The organism is Pseudomonas wadenswilerensis (assembly GCF_900497695.1).
GTDB lineage: Bacteria > Pseudomonadota > Gammaproteobacteria > Pseudomonadales > Pseudomonadaceae > Aquipseudomonas > Aquipseudomonas wadenswilerensis.
Genome location: NZ_UIDD01000007.1, coordinates 322,523 through 342,932, shown reverse-complemented (window position 1 = coordinate 342,932; position 20,410 = coordinate 322,523). Strand labels below are relative to the sequence as shown.

The following is a 20,410-nucleotide window of genomic DNA, read 5'->3' as shown; positions in this document are numbered from 1 at the left end:
AACCACTCAGAACGAGATTCTCATGTCTGACAACACTTATAGATTCAACCTTTCACCCCAGGGCAAATTACGCTGGACCATCGCCAGCCTGCTGCTAGCGTCCCATCTGCCTCTGGCCGTGGCCGACGGCATCACCGTGGTCGAAGGCCCCGGCGGCACCCCGCAGTTGCAAAACCAGGGTGGCGTGCCCATCGTCAACATTGTTGCGCCTAATACCGGCGGCATGTCCCATAACCAGTTCCTGGACTACAACGTCGGGCAACAAGGCGTGGTCTTGAACAACGCCCTACAGGCTGGGCAATCGCAACTGGCCGGACAACTGGCGGCCAACGCGCAGCTTCAGGGCCAGGCGGCCAGCGTGATCCTCAACGAAGTGATCAGTCGCAACGCCTCGCAACTCAATGGTGCCCAGGAAATCTTCGGTCGCGCCGCCGATTTCGTGCTGGCCAACCCCAATGGCATCTCGGTCAATGGCGGCAGCTTCATCAACACCCCCAACGCCAGCCTGGTGGTGGGCCGCCCGGAACTCCAGGACGGCAAGCTGCAGGGACTCAACACCCAGGGCGCTCGGGGCCAGTTGGATATCCACGGCGGCGGTCTGCGCAATGCCGAAGGCTCGATCAACCTGATCGCCCCACGCATCGACAGCAAGGGCAGCCTCACCGCCCGGGACCAGTTGAACGTTACCGTGGGCCGCAATCAGCTCGACTACCCCAGCGGCAAGGTGCTGAAGGTTGACCCAACCAGCCACACCCAGGATCAACGCATCGATGCCAGCCTGTTCGGCGCTATGCAGGCCGGGCGGATCAACATCGTCAGCACCGCCGAAGGTGCTGGAGTCCGGGTGGGCGCCGTCCAAGTGGATGGCCGCGACGGAGTCAAGCTGAGCTCCGCCGGTGATCTGGACATCCGCGGCGAGGCCGTGGCCAACAGCCTCGACGCCACGCGCACCGGAGTCCGCAGCCAGGGCGATATCGAACTCCACGGCGCCAAGGACCTGACCCTGGCCGCCACCGACGTCAGCGGCCGCAACGTCAAGCTCGACGCTGGGCGCAACCTGACTCTGAGCAGCATCGAAAGCCGCACGCTCCGGGAAAAACGCCAGCAGTGGGACGAGAGCACCATCGGCATCACCTGGGAAACCTACGATCGTACCGAAACCGACAGCGACAGCCGCCAGCACGGCACCAAAGTAGTGGCCCAAAACGACGCCGTACTGAACTCCGGCGCCGAGACTGAAATCCAGGGGAGCAACGTCAAAGCACATAACCGCCTGAGCGCCGACAGCAAGGGCGACTTGCGCCTGACCGCGGCCACCGAAACCCACACCCAGAGCGACCAAGGCAAGCATCGCAAGCACCTGTGGAAAGAAAACTGGGACAGCGCCAGCAGTGAGCAACGCACTGTCGCCAGCCAGCTCAAGGGCGACAAGCAGCTGGATCTGACCAGCAAGCAGAAACTGCAGCTGCAGGGCGCTGAACTGCACAGCCAGGGTGACATCACACTTGCCGCCCAGGATGTGGACATCAACAGCGCCAGCCGCCAGCTGAGCCAGAACAACCAGCGCTACTCCGGCGACCTGGTGGGCGGTGGCTTTTTCGGCAAGAACGCCGACGGCGACCAGGGCAAAACCGAGAACCAGGGCAGCAAGGTCAATGCCGACGGCAAGCTGATCGTGCGCGCCGCCAGCGTGCGCATCAGCGGCAGCCAGGCACGGGGCGGTACCGAGGCCAGCGTCATCAGCGAACAGGGCTCACTGACCATCGATGGCTTGCAGGACACGTCCCACAGCAACAGCCACAGCAATGACAGCAAGTTCTTCGGCATCGCCAAAGACGAAAGCCGTCAGCAGCACAAGGACAAGACCACCGTCAGCAGCCAACTGCGCTCGGACAGCAACCTCACACTGAAAAGTGCAGAGGACCTGAACGTTAGCGGTTCCCAGGTCACCGCGCAGGGCGATCTAAAGGCAAGCGCTAAGGGCACTGTCAAGGTCGTGGCTGGCGAAAACACCCAGCACAACAGCACCAGCACACGAGTCCGCGGCTTAGAGGCCTACGCTAAGGAAAACGCAGCGGATACCGACCAGTACCGAGCCGGCGTTCGCTACCAGGATAAGCAGCAAAACGAGAGCACCACCCGTACTCAGCAACAGGCCTCCAGCCTCACCGGCGGCACCCTGACGGTCAAGGCAGACGAGGATCTGCGTATTGAAAGCAGCGCCCTAAAGGCTACGGCCGGTGAAGGTAACCTGAGCGGGAAAAATGTCCAACTGCTGGCTTCGGACGACAAACAAGAGAAACACAGCGACACCACTACCACTGGCGGCGGTTTCTATTACACAGGCGGCATCGAGCGTGCTGGCAATGGTATCGAAGTTGCCCACAACAAGACTCAGGACAGCAGCAGCAAAAGCACTGCGCAAACCAGCAATATTGAGGCAAAGGGCAACCTGACCATCAACGCCGACAACCGCCTTAGCACTGAAGGTGCAAAAGTTAAGGCCCAAGGCACACTGCTGGTCAACGCCACCGAAATCGACAACAAAGCCGCCCGCAGCAGCGAAACCAGCGACCACAAGGAGAACAACTGGAGTGTGGATGTCGGCGCCAACGCTGAATACAAAGGGCTCACCAAGCCTGTAGCGAAAGCCATTCAAGACATTGCCCAAGGCAATCTTCATGAACTCAGCCTGTTCGATGACTTGGAGCAACCCAACGCTGGTCTCGATATCGACATCGGTCACCAGAACCGTCAACTCAACGAAAGTAGCAACACAGCAGTAGTCAGCCAACTCAGCGGCAGCCAGGTAGAAGTTAATGCAAATGGCCAGCTGAGCGATCAAGGCACCCAGTACCAAGCAACAGATGGCGCTCTGAAGATAAGTGCGCGTAGCCTGCAAGCCAGCGCGACCAGCAATACCCAGCACAGCAGCGAACAGAGCGTGGACGCCACCGTCGGTGTGCGGGTTTATACCAACACCCTCAAAGACGTGAGTATCCGCGGCAGCGGTGCTGGCGGCAGTAGTAACGTAACCAGCAGCACCGAAACAGCCCAAGTGGGCAGCTATGCCGGCAGCCAGGGGGTCAACATTGATCTTAAAGGCGACGGGCGCTTCGAAGGCAGTCAGTTCGACGGGAAACTGGGTGGCGTAAGCATCAAGACCGGCGGTGAACTGGCACTGGAGCAAGCCAACGACCGTAAGAGTAGCAGTGAGTCCAGCTTGACTGGCAACGCCTCATTGAGTTTGGGCCTCAAGCCGGGCGCCAACGAGAAGGACTTCAATCTGGGCGCCAGTCTGCAGTTGGACCACAAGGCCAACAATCAACAGGACACTCAGGCGCGGATCGCTAGCATCCAGGGCCAAGGACCGGTCGAGCTTACCAGTATCAGCAATCTGACATTACAAGGTACCCAGATCGGCAATGCCGAACACCCCACCGGCGATATCAGTCTGAATGCCGGTGGCAAGCTTGACCTGCAGGCCGCTGTCGATACTCACAGTAGCAATGCCAGCAACCTGGGTGGTGGCTTCACGGCTGGTGGCGGTAAAACCAGCGGCGAAGAGAGCAGTAGCAAAAACGTCAACTTCAGCGCCAATTTCAACATTGGCCAGGGCGTAGAAAATGACCAGACCCAACTCGGCTCAAAGCTGTACAGCAACGGTCAAGTTCTGCTGAAGAGCAACGCTAAAGGCGACAATGCGATTCACCTTCAAGGCACGCAGATTGAGGCGCCTGAGGTAACCCTGACAGCCACTCAAGGAGGCATCTACCAAGAGTCAGCGCAGTCCAGACAATCACACTCCAACTGGGGCGTAGACCTAGGTGGCGGTATCAAACTCGGCAAAACCACCATGGCCGATGCACTCGCACATGACTCGCCGAAGGTCGACCTTGGAATCAACGCCTCTGCCAAAGTCGATGTCGACTTCACTCAAGGCGTCACTCAGCATAACAGCGTAATCAAGGCCAACCAGGTCACACTTAACAGCGACGGCGACGTCTATCTGGCTGGTGCACGCATCGATGCACAACAGGTCAACGGAGCCATCATTGGCAATCTGAATATCCTGAGCCGTCAAGACTATCTGAACAGCACCCAGGTCGATTTCGACGCCAAACTGGAGGTGGAGAAAAATCAGCCTGGGCTGGTGAACAAGATAACCGGCGCGACAGGTCCTCTTGAGGACACCTTGCAAGCCAAGGCAGAGGAAGCTTTCCAGTCAAATCGCGAGAAGCTGGAAAACACAGTCGACACGGGCGTCGACAAACTCGGCTCGGCCAAGGACAGCCTGGTCGCCAAGGCCAGCAACGCGAAGGAGCGCCTGGGGGAGAAACTCAGCCGCAGCGGCAGCTACGACGTCAACCCTGAACCACGCGGCGCCATTGGCAACGGCGTGGACAAGGCCAAGAACTACCTTGCCGACAAAGCCGACGCCGTGGGCGACCATCTCTCCAGTCTGAAAGAGCGTTTCTGGCCAAAAACCAGCGACAGCTATTCGGTCAGCGAGAAGAACACAGCCGGCAGCAAGGTGGCCAATATCGCTGAAGACGTGCTGTTTGGCGACAAAAGTGGTAAGACCTCCTATACCCCGAGCTTGAACCTGAACGTCAGCCACGAGAGCAAGAACCGCGTGGAACAGGCCTCGGGGATCAAGGCTCAGCAGGGAATCAACCTGCAGGTCGGCGGCGAAACTTGGCTCACCGCTGCGCGCATCGGAGCCAGCGAGGGTCAGGTCGACCTGGGCGGTTCCAAGGTCACGAGCACGGCTCTGGCCGGTTCGGACTACCGCGCGAATGTCGGGCTCAACCTGTCCAAGTCGCTGCTCACCCAGACTACGGGCAGCATCAAGGAATTGACCCGCAACCAGGACGAAGCCACCCAAAAGGACCAGTTGTTCAACCTCGGCCCGCTGCGTGTAGGCGGCCACAGTGACAGCCAGTTGCTACAAGCCGGTATCGACCAGACAATACCATGAGGCTAGGGCCGCCCTCCTGTTCGGCGGGCGGCCTTAATTGACCCGTGCAATCAGTTCTGCCGACTGATCACTGCGACCCGATGAGCTCTGGCAATCGACGCCTAGGATTGCAGCGACCTTCTCTCGTGGCAGCTGCTCAGCGAGCAGAGCCTCAAGTTTGCCGAGCCGCTCCAGGACGACGTGGGCACGGTCCCACCGAATGCTGAACCGCTTGGCCGCGACCTTCTGCTCGACAAGTACTCGATGACGGCTGCGGTCGTAAGTATAGCGCATGGAGATCTTGCTCGACGATCCGTCATCATCTGCCTCTAGGGAGGTCAGATCGAACACCAGCCCCTGCGAGGTTTTGCGTGCAGAGGACTCGACATAGTCGTCTTCGAAGAGATTGTCGATTCATCATTCAGCTTCTCAATGCTCAGATCGATAACGTCCATCGACCATTCGGTAGACAGGGCTACGCTGCGCTCTACCTATTCTCGGTCCTTGAACTCGAGGACTTGCTCCCTTAGCCACATTGAGTGACGACGTAGAACCCAGCTGTCGAACCGGCCTGTTGATACCTAAAGAACGTTCAATAATATGGACAACTGCCCCGGCGATTACATCAGGGCTTAGAGCGCTGTTCTTGAAGTCTGCGGGGAGGATTTATTCTGACGGGGAAATCACCAAACTCGTCGATGATGCCCAAGTAGTCAGGATGTAAGGCCTTTAGGCCGAGGCGGTTATCTAACCAAGCATTCAACTCAAACAACTTTACTGGAGCGGCGCATAAAAAGTCGCGAAGCGCTGCGGTCACTTCGTTGCGAAATCCGGCATCGGATTGCACGCCCCTGCTTTCGACATACTGATTGATAAAGCAACCAATTGAGCAATGTTCGGAGCTCGAGATGATGATTTGACCTACGCTGCTCGTATAAGGCCTTGCGGGGTGAGGTGACACCGTGAACTCCTGTGCTGAACGTCCGTAAGATGGGGCGGCTTCCAAATCGTCGACCAAAAATGGATCAGAAAAGCGCGGCGCACATTTTACTTAATTCCCTATAAAAAGCATGACAAAGCAGACTCCTCCGATAGGCGGCATCTCAAACACCATTTCCAAGTCCTAAGTGCTGACCTTTTGCTTTTCATTCCCACGCTCCAAAACGGAGGAGCTCGAGTTGGCCCATATGCATATGAAAGATCCTAGCCTTGGGCAACCGTATCCATTTGGATACTAGCCCACCAGTTGCAGAAATTTCGGTCTGTAAGCTACATGAGGCGGTCACTCGAACCCAGTAATGCATCGCTGTGTTGCTGGAGCTCCAACGCATACCTGTCGTTGCTCTCAGCGATGGTTTGCCCCCCGCAGAAGCTCCCCTACCGAAGACTGCAGCACTCAATCGCCACAGTTTCCCTGAGCAGTTTCCGAAGGCATTCGCTACACAGAAAACGACCGAACTTTCAGTGGGCCTCACCTTCAGACTTCGTTAAGAAATACCCTGGATACTCCTCCCCAATCTATACAGGGAGGCGATCTGCCCATGCCCCATTTCGACTGGAACACCCCCCTGCCCCTGCGCTTCGGCCAAGCCGAGACGCCGCAGCTGACATTGACCGGTGCCATTCCAGGCGACAGCCTGCGACCCGCATTCGAAGCGTTTATTCAGCAACGCTTTCGCAAGGCTCACGGCGCCGACATCCGTCATTTCATGCCACAGCTGTTTGGCATGAGCAAAGCCTATGGCGAGTTATGTGCGGTCGCCGGGGTGCGCCTTGCACATGACGAACCACTGTTCCTGGAACGTTACCTGGACGAGCCCATCGATCCGCTGATCAGTGCTACTGCCGGATACCCGGTGGGTCGGGCCAGCATTGTCGAGGTCGGTAACCTGGCTGCCTGCGATACCGGCAGTGCAAGACTGAGCATCATCGCCATCACCTGGCTACTGGCCATGGGCGGCCTGGAATGGGTGGCATTTACCGGCAACATCGGCTTGGTCAATAGCTTCCATCGCCTCGGTCTGAAACCGGTGACGTTGTGTGCAGCCGACCCGGGCCGACTGGGTGACGATCGCTACAGTTGGGGCAGCTATTACGAGAGCAAACCCTGGGTACACGTCGGTAACATTCGCGCGGGATTCATCCATTTGCGCAACAGTGGTCTGTTCACTCGGCTGGGTCTGCCGTCATCCATTGAGGGCACTAGCCATGTCGCTTGAGTTACAACGTTTCCAGAAGATCCTGCATAGCCATATGGAACGCAACCCACACGCGATTGCACTTTGGGATGATCGGGTGAGACTCGATTACGCCACTCTTTACGCCGAAGTGTCGTACCGCCAGCAACGACTACGCGACGAACACGTTCAGGTTATAGCCCTGGCACTGGATAACGGCGTTGAAGCAATACTCTGGGATCTTGCCGCGCTGTTCGAGGGCTTGACTTGCGTAACCTTGCCGCCCTTCTTTAGCCCTACACAGCGCGCCCATTGCCTGGAGCAAAGTCAGGCGACAAGGGTGATTTCGGAACCGGAGCTGGATGCTGAATTGCTTGCCTTGGGCTATGAAAAAAGCGGCGAGTTCTGGCGCCGTACATTCGCCGGCCCGAACCGGATGCCCCCAGGCACGGCCAAACTGACCTTCACCTCCGGTACCACCGGTACCCCTAAAGGCGTGTGCCTGAGTGCTGAAAACCTACTACAAGTAGCAAGAGAGCTGGATCAAGCCAGTAAACCTGCTGACCCGCAGCATCACTTGGCATTGTTGCCACTAGCAATCCTGCTGGAAAACCTCGGTTGCTACGCCGCACTGTACGCTGGCGCAACCTTGAGCTTACCGAGTCAGAAAGCTTTGGGCATTCAAGGCGCCAGCGGCGTCAACTTACCCCGGCTACTCGAGCACCTTACCAAGCGCGCACCCGAGAGTCTGATTTTGGTGCCGCAGTTGCTGCAGATGTTGGTCAGCGCCACTGAGCAGAAAGCCTTCGACCCACAGAAATTGCGCTTTGCTGCTGTAGGAGGAGCGCGCGTCTCTGAGGACTTGTTGCTCCGAGCTGAGCGCGTCGGTCTGCCGGTTTACGAAGGTTACGGATTATCTGAGTGCGCCTCGGTGGTGTGCCTCAATCGTCCCGGTGCACAGCGCCCGGGAAGCGTTGGTAGACCCTTGCCTCACATCCAGGTGAAGCTGGCAGACGATGGTGAAGTACTGATCAAGGGCTCGGCACTGCTCGGCTATCTGGGCGATGCACCTTACGCCGAGGATTGGTGGCCCAGCGGCGACCTCGGAGAGCTAGATCCGGAAGGCTTCCTTTACCTCAAAGGTCGCAAGAAGCATCAATTTGTCACTAGTTTCGGACGCAACGTCAACCCGGAATGGGTAGAGGCCGAACTCACCCAACGCTGCCACATTGCCCAAGCCTTTGTGTACGGGGAATCGCTTCCACGCAATCACGCCCTGTTGTGGCCCCATCGTACCGATTGTACGGATGCAGAACTTGCTGGGGCTGTAGCGGAAGCAAATGACGCATTGCCCGACTACGCCCAAGTTCATAGCTGGACGCGCCTGCCCTATCCCTTCACGGCTGCCAACGGCTTGCTGACTGCCAATGGCCGACCGCGCCGCGACGCTATTGTCGAGACGTTTCACGCGCAACTTACCGAATCTGCCGTATCTGAGGAGTCTGCATCATGAGTTTTTTCGACACGCTTCAAGAAGCTACACATCAAGAGCGCCACGAACTGTTCAACCTGCCGATAATCCTCGACGCACTTGAAGGTAAGGTCAGCCTTGAGAGCTATCGGGCATTTCTTGCGCAAGCCTACTACCACGTCCGCCACACTGTGCCACTGATGATGGCCTGCGGCGCGCGACTGCCAAGCCACCTCGAATGGCTACGCAAAGCGGTATGCGAGTACATCGAAGAAGAATACGGCCATGAGCAGTGGGTGCTTAACGATATAGCGGCCTGCGGTGGCGACCGTGACGCCGTGCGCGACGGCCAACCCTCAATGCCGATTGAACTGATGGTCAGCTTTCTGTACGACTTGATTGCCCGAGGCAACCCGGTAGGCCTGTTCGGCATGGTCAATGTGCTGGAAGGCACAAGCATTGCCCTGGCCACCCATGCAGCGGGCAGCATCCGCGAGCATCTGGGTCTTCCAGAAAGCGCCTTCAGCTATCTCAGTTCCCACGGTTCACTGGATATCGAGCATATGCAGACCTACCGCCGCCTGATGAACAGGCTGGAAGACCCCGCAGACCAGGCGGCTGTCATCCATGCGTCAAAAGTGGTGTATCGGCTGTACATCGATATGTTTCGTGGCTTGCCCCGGGCTGCGGAGGTTCATCATGCAGCTGCATGATGCCCGGGTAGTTTTGACTGGCGCCAGCGGTGGGATCGGCCAGGAAATTGCCAGGGCTCTGTGCGCCGCCGGCGCCCAGGTGCTGGCGGTAGCTCGACATCAGGAATCCCTGATGCCGTTGCTTGAGCGCTATCCGCAAAACTTGTTCTGGGTAGCCGCCGACCTCACGCTCCTCAATGATCGTCGCAAAGTACTGGCCGCCGCCGAAGCCATTGATGGCATCAACTTGTTGATCAATGCTGCCGGCGTCAACCACTTCGCCATGCTCGAACAGCTGGATGACAATGAAATCAACGCGATGTTGAGCGTGAACGTCAGCGCCCCAATTTGCCTGACCAAACTGCTTCTACCGTTGCTCAAGCAGGCCGACAGCGCCATGGTGGTCAACGTCGGTTCAACCTATGGCTCGATTGGCTACCCTGGATATGCCAGTTACTGTGCCAGCAAGTTTGCACTTCGCGGCTTTTCCGAAGCCCTGCGCCGGGAGCTTGCCGACACCCGGGTCGGCGTCCTCTATGTCGCACCACGCGCCACCCGTACCTCGATGAACAGCTCTGCCGCCCAAGCGCTCAACGATGCACTCAAGGCAAGCGTCGATGATCCACAGGCGGTGGCAGCGGCGGTGATCCACGCCATTGCTGGTGACCGTCGCGATCTCTATCTGGGGTGGCCGGAGCGATTTTTTGTGCGGTTGAACAGCCTGTTGCCCAACTTGGTGGATCGTGGCCTGCGCAAGCAATTGCCGCTGATCCGGCGCCTTAGTCACACCCACGAAAATGAGCACCTCAAACCATGAAAAAGACCGTTGCCTGCCTGCTGCTCGGCATGTTGAGCCAAGGCGTCTGGGCGCTCGACAACGCGGATCAGCAACGCCTTAATGGCATTCAGCAAAGCTGGGCGCACATACAATATGAACTGCCAGAGCAACAGCGCGTAGCGGCGTTCGCGCAATTGGCGGCACAAACATCGTCGTTCACGCGAGATCGCCCAGTGTTAGCCGAAGCGTGGATCTGGTCAGGAATCGTTACCAGCAGTTGGGCGGGTGCTCAAGGCGGGCTGGGTGCCCTAGGCAAGGTCAAAGATGCCAAGACCGATCTGGAAAAAGCCCTAACTCTAGACGCCGATGCCTTACAAGGCTCGGCCTATACCAGCCTTGCTGCACTCTACGACAGAGTACCCGGCTGGCCGATCGGTTTCGGTGATGCTGACAAGGCAGAGCAACTGCTTCAGAAAGCGTTGCAACTCAATCCTGCCGGCATCGATAGCCTATATTTCTGGGGCGATCACCTCTACCGCCAGAAGCGCTACGCTGAAGCCAAGGTTGCCCTGCAAAAGGCACTACAAGCGCCTCCACGGCTGGGCCGGGAAAGTGCTGACGTTGGACGGCGCAAAGAAATCGCCGCGCTACTGGAAGACGTTAACAAGAAACTCGACTGACTGGAGTTTGCGTGCGTTTATTGCTGATCGAAGATGATGTCGCCCTGGGCGAGGGTATTCATCAAGCGCTAGGGCGTGAAGGTTACACTGTCGATTGGCTCAAGGACGGGAGTAGTGCTCTGCACGCCATGCTCAGTGAGACCTTCGACTTGGCAGTGCTTGACCTTGGTTTGCCACGTATGGACGGACTAGAAGTACTCAGGCGCCTGCGCGATAGCGGTTCCAACCTGCCGGTGCTGATCCTCACGGCCCGTGATGCAACAGAAGACCGTATCGCCGGGCTGGACGCAGGCGCCGACGACTATCTGATCAAACCGTTCGACCTGGCCGAACTGAAGGCCCGTCTACGTGCGTTGTTACGCCGCAGTGCCGGACGAGCACAGATGTTGATCGAGCATGCGGGCATCTGTCTGAACCCTGGCACCCAGCAAGTCAGCTACCAGGGCCTGCCTGTAGCCCTGACACCCAAGGAATATCAGTTGCTGCATGAATTGCTGTCACCTCCTGGTCGCGTGATGACCCGAGATCAACTGATGCAATTGTTGTACGGCTGGAACGAAGAAGCCGAAAGCAACACGCTGGAAGTACACATCCATCACCTGCGCAAGAAGTTCTCGACTGATCTGATTCGCACAGTTCGCGGCGTGGGATATCTGGTGGAGGAGCGTCGATGACGTCAATCCGACGTCGCACACTCACCCTGATAATCGGCTTGATGCTCTTGGGGTTTGCGGTGATCAGTGCGCTTAATTTTCACGACAGTAATCACGAAATCACGGAAGTCTACGACGCTCAGCTCGCACAAAACGCACGGCTTCTACAGGGTGTCATGCGCATGCCGCTACAGAGAAAGGAGTACGCCGAGCTCTATCAGGCCTTCAATACAGCATTAGGCGAAGCCGTACCCAGAGTCGACGGACATCCTTACGAAAGCAAAATCGCGTTCCAAGTCTGGAACAGCCAAGGTGAGCTCCTTGTGCATACGGCGAGCGCCCCCTCTTTTCACACTCTGCCTGGCAAGCCCGGTTTCAGCGATGTCGTGGATCTGAACAATCGGAATTGGCGCGCTTTCATGTTGGAAGACAAACGCAACGGTATGCGGATTTGGGTGGGCGAGCGCGATGATGTGCGAGCTGACCTCGTTGAGCGTATTGTGCGCCACACCTTGTGGCCCAACGTTTTGGGCAGTTTGATTCTTGCGGCAATGGTTTGGCTTGCCATTGGATGGGGTCTCAGGCCGCTCGCGAATATGGCTTCTACCCTTCGTGCTAGACACAGCGGGTCACTGGAGCCACTTCAATTGCCCCCCCTTCCGAGCGAGCTGGAGCCAATGCAGGCAGCGCTCAACCGTATGCTGGCGCAAATTCAGGAAGTGCTTGGGCGTGAGCGACGTTTCATTGCCGACGCTGCGCATGAAATGCGCACCCCCCTGGCGGTGCTAAAGGTACATGCCCAGAACTTGTTGGAAACACAGAGTGAAGAAAGTCGGCGCGAGTCACTAGAGCATTTGATTGCAGGTGTGGATCGTACCAGTCGATTGGTCAACCAGTTGCTGACGATGGCTCGTATCGAGCCGCAATCAGTATCCACTACGCCATCAACCATTGATCTTGCAGCCACTGTCCGCGACAGCCTGGTTCAATTGACGCCTTGGCTGCTGAGCCAGGGACTTGAACTGGTATTCGATGTCAGCGACGACACCTACAACGTCAGAGTTGATCCGACTGCCATCAATATTGCGTTAAACAATCTGGTAACCAATGCGGCAAATTTTTCTCCGGCACACGGCCTGATCACGGTGCGTCTTGGAAGAAAAGGCGACCACTACGAACTGTCTGTCGAAGACGACGGCCCGGGTATCGATGAGTCCGAGTATGGCCGGCTCCTTGAACGTTTCTATAGTCGAGGTAATGACCAGGGAGCAGGACTGGGGCTCGCTATCGTGAAAACAATTGCAGATCGTATGGGAGGGCAGATAACGCTAGAAAATCGTAGTCAGGGAGGTATGCGTGCAACGTTAGACCTACCCTTCAAGTAATAGTCTCGGATTCGCAATCAGTCTCCCGTCGGTGGGCCCAGTGGCTGGGCGCGCGTCGGACAAAGCCTTGAAAGTAGCCACCCGTAAATTGGTTGGGAAGACTCATGTTTGACATACATCAAACGGGGGCGCCCCGACAGGTGTAGATAAGAATGATGATTTACGAACCTCTCCATCCCTTCGGAGTAAATCCCATGGCACCTGTTCAATCTAACGCGCAAACACCATCTACTCCCGCCTTTCCTCCTGAAAAAGGCGAACACTGGATCGAGCCGCTAAAGGATGGCGGGCACGTCCTCATCAGACCTCTGCGTGCAGAGGATCGCGAGCGAGAAAAGGCCTTCATCATGCGCCTTTCACCAGAGTCGCGACACTTTCGCTTTTTGTGCCAAATCAAAGAGCCAGGTGAAGCCATGCTTGATCAGTTGATGACCGTCGATCAGCGGGAGAAAATGGCATATGTGGCTTTGGCACATGTAAAAGGCGAGCTCATAGAGGTCGGTATTAGTCGTTACGCAGCCGGCGCCCAACCAGATGAATGTGAGTGTGCGGTTACCGTTGATGATCAATGGAAGCATCGCGGCCTAGGAGCACTGCTACTTAGCCACCTGATCGATAAGGCTCGGGCGAATGGGTACAAAGAGATGTACTCAATCGACTCGGCGGCCAATACGGCGATGCATGATCTAGCTCGTGACCTCGGCTTTTCCACTGCACGTGATCCCAGCGATGCCTGCCAGGTTATCCATCGCCTTTCATTGACTTGATGAGCGCTGCGGAGCTGCAGACTGTCCACCTGAAATCACACGGTTCAAACATTGCTGCTCGTCCTCCTCAGTGATGCCTTGGAAATCACTTACTTCAAAGACTGAAGTGTTGAACAGGGCGAGCCGCAATACACCATTTCTTTCCAGAAACACCTCAGACAAACACAAGCAGATGGGCGAAGAAATAGATACCGACCTCCCATCCTCCCCCAGGAACGCAAGCTGATCGTTGAGGTTCGTTTCGCAGGCAGCGACGATGGTACGAATTGATCGAGCTGCGTAGTACAACGTTGTGGGATATCCCACCCCTATGGCTATCAGAAAACACAAAACCAGGTTCGATTCCTTAGCGTAGGTCGAGATACGATCAACCTTATGCCGCCACCCTGTTGAGCCAGGACTGAAAATAGCTTTACCAACAAGCAGGGTGTAACGATGTTGCACAATGGCCCCAACGCACAGACTGATCGCAACAAAGCCCAGTAAGATCCAGGGCTTGGCCGTAAGCAACTCAACAGCACCATCGAACCAGCCTGCAATAGATACCAACACTACGAAGCTCACCACTCCAGCAATTATGCCGAAGCTAGCTCGTGGCCTTTTCAACCAGGCTTTAAGCTTCTCTTTACTGGTTGCGTTCATGGTCAATACCCTCACATTAGTCCGTGCCAAAGTAGGCTATACGGTGCTGGGCAACTAAAGCTCTACGGTTTCAAGGTGCTCTGACACTGACACCGACCAACCAAGCTCAAGGCTGATTCGGCGCCGCAGCGTATCAGCTGCATGGGGTTCACCATGCACCACAAAGGTATGCCGAGGGGGCCTCTTGAAGCCCCGCAACCACTGCATGATTTCATCAGCATCGGCATGCGCCGACAGACTCTCCATGGCAGAAACCTGAGCGCGTATCGGGACATCCTCACCGTGCATACGGATTGTCCTAACTCCAGCAATGATGTCCGCTCCGCGAGTACCACCGGCCTGAAACCCAGAAAACAACAACGTATTGCGGGGGTTGGGAGCCAGCGCCTTCAGGTGATGCAGTACCCTGCCCCCGGTTGCCATGCCACTGGCTGCGATGATCACCGCAGGGTCGCGAAGCTGGTCAAGGTGTTTTGATTCGTCGACTGTACGAATGATATGGGTGCTACGGCACATCGCTGCGCACTCCTCGGCAGACAGGCGATGCTCTTGGTGAAAGCGCTGATACAGGGCGGTGGTATCTGATGCCATTGGACTATTGAGGTAAACCGGAATGTCTGGGATTCGATGCTCTCTTTTGAGCGCATACAGGTAGTACATCAATAATTGCGCACGCCCAACGGCAAATGACGGAACCAGGGTGATGCCGTGCCTTAGCAGTGTTTGATTAATGACATTGGCGAGATACGTCTCTGGAGCCTCCTTCGGGTGCTGTCGGTCACCATACGTAGATTCGACCAAAAGAATGTCTGCGTTCTCGATCAGCTCCGGGGCTCGCATGATAGGGTCGTTGGGGCGCCCTAGGTCACCAGAAAACACTATGGTTTGGTCTCCTGCATTTATTTCGACAGTCGCGGCACCTAAAATGTGACCTGCAGAGCGAAGATAGACCTGCAGACCGTCGACGATTTCAACCGAGTGATGTAGTTCCAGTGGGCGGAGATGTGCAAGTGCTCGCTTCGCCTCCTCTTCAGTGTACAGCGCCTGGGCGGGGTGGTGCTTGGAGTAGCCACGTCGGTTTGCATAGTCGGCTTCCTCTTCCTGTAGACGACCACTGTCGAGCAACAGGATCCTCACCAGCTCACAAGTGGCCGCAGTCGCATAAATCGGCCCACGAAACCCATTCCGAACCAGAACTGGAAGGTAACCGCTGTGATCGAGGTGCGCATGGGTAAGGACTACCGCATCGATTTCATCCACTGGTATAGGCAAAGATTGCCAGTTGCGTAAGCGCAACTGCTTGTATCCTTGGAACAGTCCACAATCGACAAGCACCTGCGTCGAGTTGTGCTGGAGTAGATACTTGCTTCCGGTAACCGTACCCGTCGCACCGAGAAATGTGAGCTGCATGATTCTGACCTCGATTGCTGGCTGGAGGGCTCTAGTTGCCGGAATTAACTGCCAGTACGCTGCAATGTGCCGAGTTCACTATCCGGTCTGTCGTATCACCGAGCAGTTTGCCCAAGCCTTTAGGTTGCACTATCCCCATAACCACAACATCAACAGCCAAATCGCGCACCAGATCGCTGATAGCGATCACTGGCGGCCCTTGGACAAAATGTCGACATTCAGTAGGAACGCCGTAGAAGTCGGCCAGTTCATCATAAGGTTCGCGTAATACAGCAATTAGCTCCTCAACCCAGTCCAAAGCCGCATTCGAATCGGCAACAAAGATTGGTGAAATGTCATAGGCAGAAAGTAGGTGCAACTGAGCATTGCATTGCAGCGCCATGGCCGTGGCTGCGCGGATTATTTTGTGATTGAAGTCGTTTCCTTGCTCCGAATTGGCCGTATCGACGGCTGCAAGGATTACGTTGGGAAGAGGCACATTGCCATGCTGGACAAAATGTACAGGTACCGGACTGGCGTGCATCAGCTCGCTATCGAAAGAGACCCCAAACACCCGCTTGAGCACTGAAACCTCATCAATGTCCTTGATGACCATGTCGGGACGAAGCGTGTGAATGCAGTCAACCACGTCCTTGACGGGATCGTCGGTCAATGCTGCCTGGCTGGTAGCGCACGCATCGTCTATGTGTATTGCCCCAACCGTTTCCGTCAATCGATCACGGTATTGTGAGAACTGCTCGGCGATTTGCTGTTCAACCTCTACTTCTTCTCGCCAGTTGCTAAGCCCATGAGGTTCAAATAAACCCAAGACATGCAACCCTGCCCCCGTCGTTCTCGCCAAAGCCTTGGCGCGTTGTGCCGCTGGCGAGGTCAAATCGGCATCCAGGGCAAGCAGCAACAATTGTTGGTACTGACTCATCGCAAACCTCCAATCATGTCATCGCCTACCGGAAATTGAAGCTCAGGTACTAAATTCTGTGCCTTGACCCCGCTTCAGACTTGATTCAGATCAGAAAGGCTGCGACACGCAACGAACTTGATTCAAGTCAGAACGAGGATGCTGGTGAGCAGTACAACAGTAATCGGCAAGCTCCCTTTGATGACTGTAAGCCCGGAGAGCGCGATGAATAACGATATCGATTTTGGCGATCTGTCCAAGGAGCACTGGATAGAGTCGTTGAGCGACGGTACTCCTGTACTGATTCGACCACTGCGTGAGCCCGACCGTGAGAGGGATCATGAGTTTGTAGGGCATGTGTCTTACGAGTTGAGACGCTTTCGCTTCCTAGCAGGGTTTAGCGGGGAGGCATCATCGTTTTTCGAACGGTTGATGAATGTGGACTACCACCACCGCATGGCTTACGTTGCGTTGATGCATGACGGTGGCCAACTATGTGAAATTGGCGAAAGCCGCTATGCGGCAGTCCCCGGCAGCAAGAACTGCGAGTGTGCGGTTGCCGTGAGCGAGCCATGGCAGCGCAAAGGCTTGGGTAGACTGTTAATGAATCACCTGATCATCGCCGCACGCAGCAATGGCTATGAGCGCATGATCTCGCGGGATCTCTCGAACAACTACGGGATGCATCGACTTGCGAAAGCGCTCGGCTTTTCCTCGCACTACCTGGCTGGAGATGTAACTGAAATCATCCATGAGCTCGACCTACATGGATGAACATTTACCTCAGCGCGGCATTATCCGGGCCCCGAAACCGCGCTGAGGCAAGCCCTATGTCAGATCACTGGAGATTCCGGGGTGATGACCAGGACACTGCTAGGCATCTTGTAAAGTACCCTTTCAACCGTGCTGCCGATGTACTTGGCTAAACCACGGTGGTGCACCCGCCCCATCACTACGATATCGGTACCTTGGGCTTCGCAGAAGATGCTCAAGACTTTTGCTGGGTCGCCCATGATCATATGGCAACTCTCCGGATCAATGCCGTTGCGCTCAGCCAGCTCGCGAAAGGCATCGCTTTGGGCTTCATGCAGACTTTCGGCAACATTTGAGCCAAACAAAAATGATTTACGCCCGAGGTTCTCTGCATCCGTTTGCATAGAGGTCAGATCATAGGCATACAAGATCTCCACCTGCGCCTTACATTGCATGGCCAATTTCAACGCTTCATTGATGATGCGGTCGTTGAACCCTTGGTACTGATCCTCGGGACGCGATAGGTCAACGGCAGCGAGGACTTTGCGAGGCATAGCATGGCTGGCCTTGTCGACAAAATGCAGTGGCTCCGAACACTCCCGTAACAGCCGGATATCAAGTGTCGTGAACATCGCCCGCATCAGGCGCGACTCATGCTCTATGTCCTTGACCACCATTGCAAACGGCTGCTCCCTTAGATGGGTCAGGATTTCATCCAGGACATCGTTCACCCAGACAACCTCTGTGGTTACCGTAAGCCCGTTCCTACGCAGGGGTACGGCTTGGGTTTCAAGCCACTGGCGGTGCTTTTCGACATAGGCCTGGCGCATCACTGCCAGTGCCTGTTCATTGACCAGCCCTGCGGTGGCAAGCCCCTCAAGGTAATCAAAAGCCACTATATGTAATGCAATGCCTTTGGCTTTTGCCAAAGCAGCAGCACGGTCAAAGGCGTCAGTGCGCTGCATCAAAGGGGGGGCGATGAACAACAAGCGTTGATAGTCGTACATGACACACCTCGCACTAAGCGATGAGTAGGTACGCACCATCCTGCATCCGTCCAAGGCTGTGTGTTTGACTTGCATCAAAATCGGATGCACACCACCTCAAAAGGACACGGAGATTGGCTGTAGCACACGACCATCGGCGCAGTCCGACGCACGGTAACCTAACTACAAAAAATGGATTTGATTCCTTGATCCCGGTCAATTGATTCAATGATTTTCAGCGCACGCTAAGCAAAAGTGAATGCCACCATCCCAAAGAGGAACCGCTGCCATGGCTACCATGAAAGCTGCAATTTTTGTGGAGAAAAACCGGATAGTACTGGACGAAAAGCCAATTCCGGACATTGGCCCTGCCGATGCGTTGGTGCGGCTCACAACCACGACGATCTGCGGAACCGACATCCATATCCTCCGTGGTGAATACCCTGTCGCTAAAGGGTTGACCATAGGTCATGAACCCGTTGGTATCATTGAAAAGCTCGGCGCCCAGGTTCAAGGCTTTAGCGAAGGACAGCGGGTCATTGCTGGCGCAATAACCCCAAGCGGCCACAGTAATGCGTGCCTGTGTGGATGCTCATCCCAGGATGGGCCGGGCACCCTTCATGGATTCAAGGCTATTGGTGGTTGGAAGTTCGGCAACACGATTGATGGCTGCCAGGCCGAGTATGTTCGGGTGCCTGACGCCATGGCCAACCTTTCACTGATCCCCGATAACCTTAGTGACGAGCAAGTTTTGATGTGCCCAGACATCATGTCTACCGGGTTCAGCGGTGCAGAACGGGGTGATGTAAAAATCGGTGATACGGTCGCCGTATTTGCGCTAGGGCCCATTGGTCTTTGCGCGGTGGCCGGTGCCCGCTTGAAAGGTGCAGGCACGATCATCGGTGTCGATACCGTAAATACGCGTATGACCGTTGCCCGTCAGCTAGGTGCTACACACGTAATCGACTTCACACAAGGCAATGTCGTCGAGCAGATCATGGCGATAACTTACGGCCGTGGGGTCGATGTCGCAATTGAAGCACTTGGAACCCAATCGACATTTGAATCAGCGCTGCGGGTGCTACGTCCCGGAGGAACCTTATCCAGCCTTGGCGTTTACTCTTCAGACTTGCGGATTCCCCTCGATGCCTTTGCTGCTGGCCTAGGCGACTACAACATCGTGAGCACATTGTGCCCCGGCGGCAAAGAGCGTATGCGACGCTTGATGGAAGTCATCGCCAGCGGGCGCATTGATCTGGCGCCACTGGTGACGCACCGGTTCAAGTTGGACGACATTGAAGCCGCCTACGAACTATTTGGACATCAACGGGACGGTGTCATGAAAGTAGCCATTACGCCCTGAATTACATGTGCTTTCAGCAGCTTGAACACCTGATGGCATGGACGCCGTTCCTGATTCGATCGAATGTGGAGCGCGTCAAATGTTCAAATTACTCCTTCTGGCCATCCTGCCGCGACTAGCCCCTGGTGCAATGCTCAACCAGACTAGAAAACGCTTGCTTGGTCTCGTCGGCGGCAAACGGAGCTACCGCGCCCCAGACCTAGAACTCATGTTGCGCCGCGAAGTGGGATTTCCCTACCAACCTGTCCTGTTCGCCAGGAACATCGGGGATCAGTTCATCGTCACCGCAGACTTGCAGTCTGTAGGTATCGACAGATTGCAGATTGGGATTACAACGCAGCAATTCACCTTAAGCGGTTGGGTGGTGCCGGATGCTGCCGACGCCTCGACGACAGCTATCTCATCTGAGTGTGGGTGGTTTAGTTCTTCACGAACCATTCCGCCGTCAATGGATCTTGACCATTTCACTCTCAATTACCATCAGGGTTTGTTGGTATTCAGCGTACCTAGAAAGCACTCACTAAACCGGCGTCCTTTGCATTCCACTGCATCGATTACGGAGTAGCATCAATGAACGTCTACATTGAAAATCATCCGCGTCAAAACCGTTGGTGGGTTCACCTGGACGTATGGATGGTGAGTTTTCGCAGTATTGACGAAGCGACAGCCTTCGTTGATCGACTTAATACTCGATTGAACGCCCCACACTCCCTGGCGATGATTGCTAGCTATCCTCTGGTACCTGGCAAGCTCATAAATCGCGACCTGCATGACCCTATTGCCCCATCAGGATCT

General features: G+C 55.9%; 18 protein-coding genes. 12 read left to right on the top strand and 6 right to left on the bottom strand.

What is annotated here, in order from left to right:
• Positions 1-22: 22 nt before the first annotated feature.
• Complete coding sequence (locus CCOS864_RS12660; RefSeq protein WP_115086626.1) at positions 23-4,981, top strand: hemagglutinin repeat-containing protein; 4,959 nt, start codon at positions 23-25, stop codon at positions 4,979-4,981.
• Between the two features lie 33 nt (positions 4,982-5,014).
• Here the strand turns inward: CCOS864_RS12660 and CCOS864_RS12655 are convergent, their stop codons facing one another.
• Entirely contained in the window at positions 5,015-5,311 is a 297-nt protein-coding gene (locus tag CCOS864_RS12655; RefSeq protein ID WP_244211911.1) for a hypothetical protein, read from the bottom strand.
• Positions 5,312-5,585: 274 nt separating this feature from the next.
• Positions 5,586-5,921: a hypothetical protein gene (locus CCOS864_RS28035; protein ID WP_148708536.1), complete on the bottom strand. Its 336-nt coding sequence runs from the start codon at positions 5,919-5,921 to the stop codon at positions 5,586-5,588.
• Positions 5,922-6,501: 580 nt separating this feature from the next.
• Between CCOS864_RS28035 and CCOS864_RS12645 the strand changes: the two genes are divergently transcribed.
• The 8 genes from CCOS864_RS12645 to CCOS864_RS12610 all read left to right on the top strand — a co-directional run bounded on the left by CCOS864_RS12645 (position 6,502) and on the right by CCOS864_RS12610 (position 13,563).
• Positions 6,502-7,179, top strand: coding sequence for a thermostable hemolysin (locus CCOS864_RS12645; RefSeq protein WP_115086625.1), 678 nt, complete (start codon positions 6,502-6,504; stop codon positions 7,177-7,179).
• Entirely contained in the window at positions 7,169-8,650 is a 1,482-nt protein-coding gene (locus tag CCOS864_RS12640) for an AMP-binding protein (protein WP_115086624.1), read from the top strand. The genes CCOS864_RS12645 and CCOS864_RS12640 overlap by 11 nt, the downstream gene beginning before the upstream one ends.
• A complete protein-coding gene (locus CCOS864_RS12635; protein WP_115086623.1) occupies positions 8,647-9,321 on the top strand; it encodes an iron-containing redox enzyme family protein in 675 nt (224 codons plus the stop codon). Before CCOS864_RS12640 ends, CCOS864_RS12635 begins: the two co-directional genes overlap by 4 nt.
• Positions 9,308-10,117, top strand: a complete 810-nt coding sequence (locus CCOS864_RS12630) for an SDR family oxidoreductase (RefSeq protein ID WP_115086622.1) — start codon at positions 9,308-9,310, stop codon at positions 10,115-10,117. The genes CCOS864_RS12635 and CCOS864_RS12630 overlap by 14 nt, the downstream gene beginning before the upstream one ends.
• Positions 10,114-10,758, top strand: coding sequence for a tetratricopeptide repeat protein (locus CCOS864_RS12625; protein ID WP_115086621.1), 645 nt, complete (start codon positions 10,114-10,116; stop codon positions 10,756-10,758). Before CCOS864_RS12630 ends, CCOS864_RS12625 begins: the two co-directional genes overlap by 4 nt.
• Positions 10,759-10,769: 11 nt before the next feature.
• Complete coding sequence (locus CCOS864_RS12620) at positions 10,770-11,432, top strand: response regulator (protein ID WP_115086620.1); 663 nt, start codon at positions 10,770-10,772, stop codon at positions 11,430-11,432.
• A complete protein-coding gene (locus CCOS864_RS12615) occupies positions 11,429-12,796 on the top strand; it encodes a sensor histidine kinase (RefSeq protein ID WP_115086619.1) in 1,368 nt (455 codons plus the stop codon). The genes CCOS864_RS12620 and CCOS864_RS12615 overlap by 4 nt, the downstream gene beginning before the upstream one ends.
• Before the next feature lie 194 nt (positions 12,797-12,990).
• Complete coding sequence (locus tag CCOS864_RS12610) at positions 12,991-13,563, top strand: GNAT family N-acetyltransferase (protein ID WP_115087104.1); 573 nt, start codon at positions 12,991-12,993, stop codon at positions 13,561-13,563.
• On the opposite strand, the gene CCOS864_RS12605 is transcribed toward CCOS864_RS12610, so the two are convergent.
• The 3 genes from CCOS864_RS12605 to CCOS864_RS12595 are packed head-to-tail and all read right to left on the bottom strand — an operon-like array spanning position 13,552 to position 16,534.
• On the bottom strand, positions 13,552-14,205 hold the full coding sequence (locus CCOS864_RS12605) for a hypothetical protein (protein WP_148708535.1): 654 nt from the start codon (positions 14,203-14,205) through the stop codon (positions 13,552-13,554). The genes CCOS864_RS12610 and CCOS864_RS12605 overlap by 12 nt on opposite strands.
• Before the next feature lie 54 nt (positions 14,206-14,259).
• A complete protein-coding gene (locus CCOS864_RS12600; protein ID WP_115086617.1) occupies positions 14,260-15,615 on the bottom strand; it encodes an MBL fold metallo-hydrolase RNA specificity domain-containing protein in 1,356 nt (451 codons plus the stop codon).
• Positions 15,616-15,646: 31 nt separating this feature from the next.
• Positions 15,647-16,534, bottom strand: a complete 888-nt coding sequence (locus CCOS864_RS12595; protein ID WP_115086616.1) for a universal stress protein — start codon at positions 16,532-16,534, stop codon at positions 15,647-15,649.
• A 204-nt stretch (positions 16,535-16,738) separates the two neighbouring features.
• Between CCOS864_RS12595 and CCOS864_RS12590 the strand changes: the two genes are divergently transcribed.
• Positions 16,739-17,287 (top strand): GNAT family N-acetyltransferase, encoded by a 549-nt coding sequence (locus CCOS864_RS12590; protein WP_115086615.1) that lies wholly within the window; start codon positions 16,739-16,741, stop codon positions 17,285-17,287.
• Positions 17,288-17,346: 59 nt separating this feature from the next.
• Here CCOS864_RS12590 and CCOS864_RS12585 read toward each other — a convergent pair whose 3' ends face one another.
• Positions 17,347-18,273 carry a universal stress protein gene (locus tag CCOS864_RS12585; RefSeq protein ID WP_115086614.1) on the bottom strand — a complete coding sequence of 309 codons (927 nt, stop codon included), beginning with the start codon at positions 18,271-18,273 and terminating at the stop codon, positions 17,347-17,349.
• Positions 18,274-18,541: 268 nt separating this feature from the next.
• Here CCOS864_RS12585 and CCOS864_RS12580 point away from each other — a divergent pair, with 268 nt between their 5' ends.
• Entirely contained in the window at positions 18,542-19,615 is a 1,074-nt protein-coding gene (locus CCOS864_RS12580) for an NAD(P)-dependent alcohol dehydrogenase (RefSeq protein WP_115086613.1), read from the top strand.
• Positions 19,616-19,694: 79 nt separating this feature from the next.
• A complete protein-coding gene (locus tag CCOS864_RS12575) occupies positions 19,695-20,180 on the top strand; it encodes a hypothetical protein (RefSeq protein ID WP_115086612.1) in 486 nt (161 codons plus the stop codon).
• The last annotated feature ends 230 nt before the right edge of the window (positions 20,181-20,410 follow it).

Bases quoted from the DNA above. Each gene is read 5' to 3' on its own strand.
- CCOS864_RS12625 (WP_115086621.1), top strand. From the start codon at position 10,114: ATGAAAAAGACCGTTGCCTGCCTGCTGCTCGGCATGTTGAGCCAAGGC.
- CCOS864_RS12595 (WP_115086616.1), bottom strand. From the start codon at position 16,534: ATGAGTCAGTACCAACAATTGTTGCTGCTTGCCCTGGATGCCGATTTG.
- CCOS864_RS12660 (WP_115086626.1), top strand. From the start codon at position 23: ATGTCTGACAACACTTATAGATTCAACCTTTCACCCCAGGGCAAATTA.
- CCOS864_RS12635 (WP_115086623.1), top strand. From the start codon at position 8,647: ATGAGTTTTTTCGACACGCTTCAAGAAGCTACACATCAAGAGCGCCAC.
- CCOS864_RS12645 (WP_115086625.1), top strand. From the start codon at position 6,502: ATGCCCCATTTCGACTGGAACACCCCCCTGCCCCTGCGCTTCGGCCAA.
- CCOS864_RS12590 (WP_115086615.1), top strand. From the start codon at position 16,739: ATGAATAACGATATCGATTTTGGCGATCTGTCCAAGGAGCACTGGATA.
- CCOS864_RS12605 (WP_148708535.1), bottom strand. From the start codon at position 14,205: ATGAACGCAACCAGTAAAGAGAAGCTTAAAGCCTGGTTGAAAAGGCCA.
- CCOS864_RS12585 (WP_115086614.1), bottom strand. From the start codon at position 18,273: ATGTACGACTATCAACGCTTGTTGTTCATCGCCCCCCCTTTGATGCAG.
- CCOS864_RS12610 (WP_115087104.1), top strand. From the start codon at position 12,991: ATGGCACCTGTTCAATCTAACGCGCAAACACCATCTACTCCCGCCTTT.
- CCOS864_RS12640 (WP_115086624.1), top strand. From the start codon at position 7,169: ATGTCGCTTGAGTTACAACGTTTCCAGAAGATCCTGCATAGCCATATG.
- CCOS864_RS12580 (WP_115086613.1), top strand. From the start codon at position 18,542: ATGGCTACCATGAAAGCTGCAATTTTTGTGGAGAAAAACCGGATAGTA.
- CCOS864_RS12630 (WP_115086622.1), top strand. From the start codon at position 9,308: ATGCAGCTGCATGATGCCCGGGTAGTTTTGACTGGCGCCAGCGGTGGG.
- CCOS864_RS12600 (WP_115086617.1), bottom strand. From the start codon at position 15,615: ATGCAGCTCACATTTCTCGGTGCGACGGGTACGGTTACCGGAAGCAAG.
- CCOS864_RS12575 (WP_115086612.1), top strand. From the start codon at position 19,695: ATGTTCAAATTACTCCTTCTGGCCATCCTGCCGCGACTAGCCCCTGGT.
- CCOS864_RS12615 (WP_115086619.1), top strand. From the start codon at position 11,429: ATGACGTCAATCCGACGTCGCACACTCACCCTGATAATCGGCTTGATG.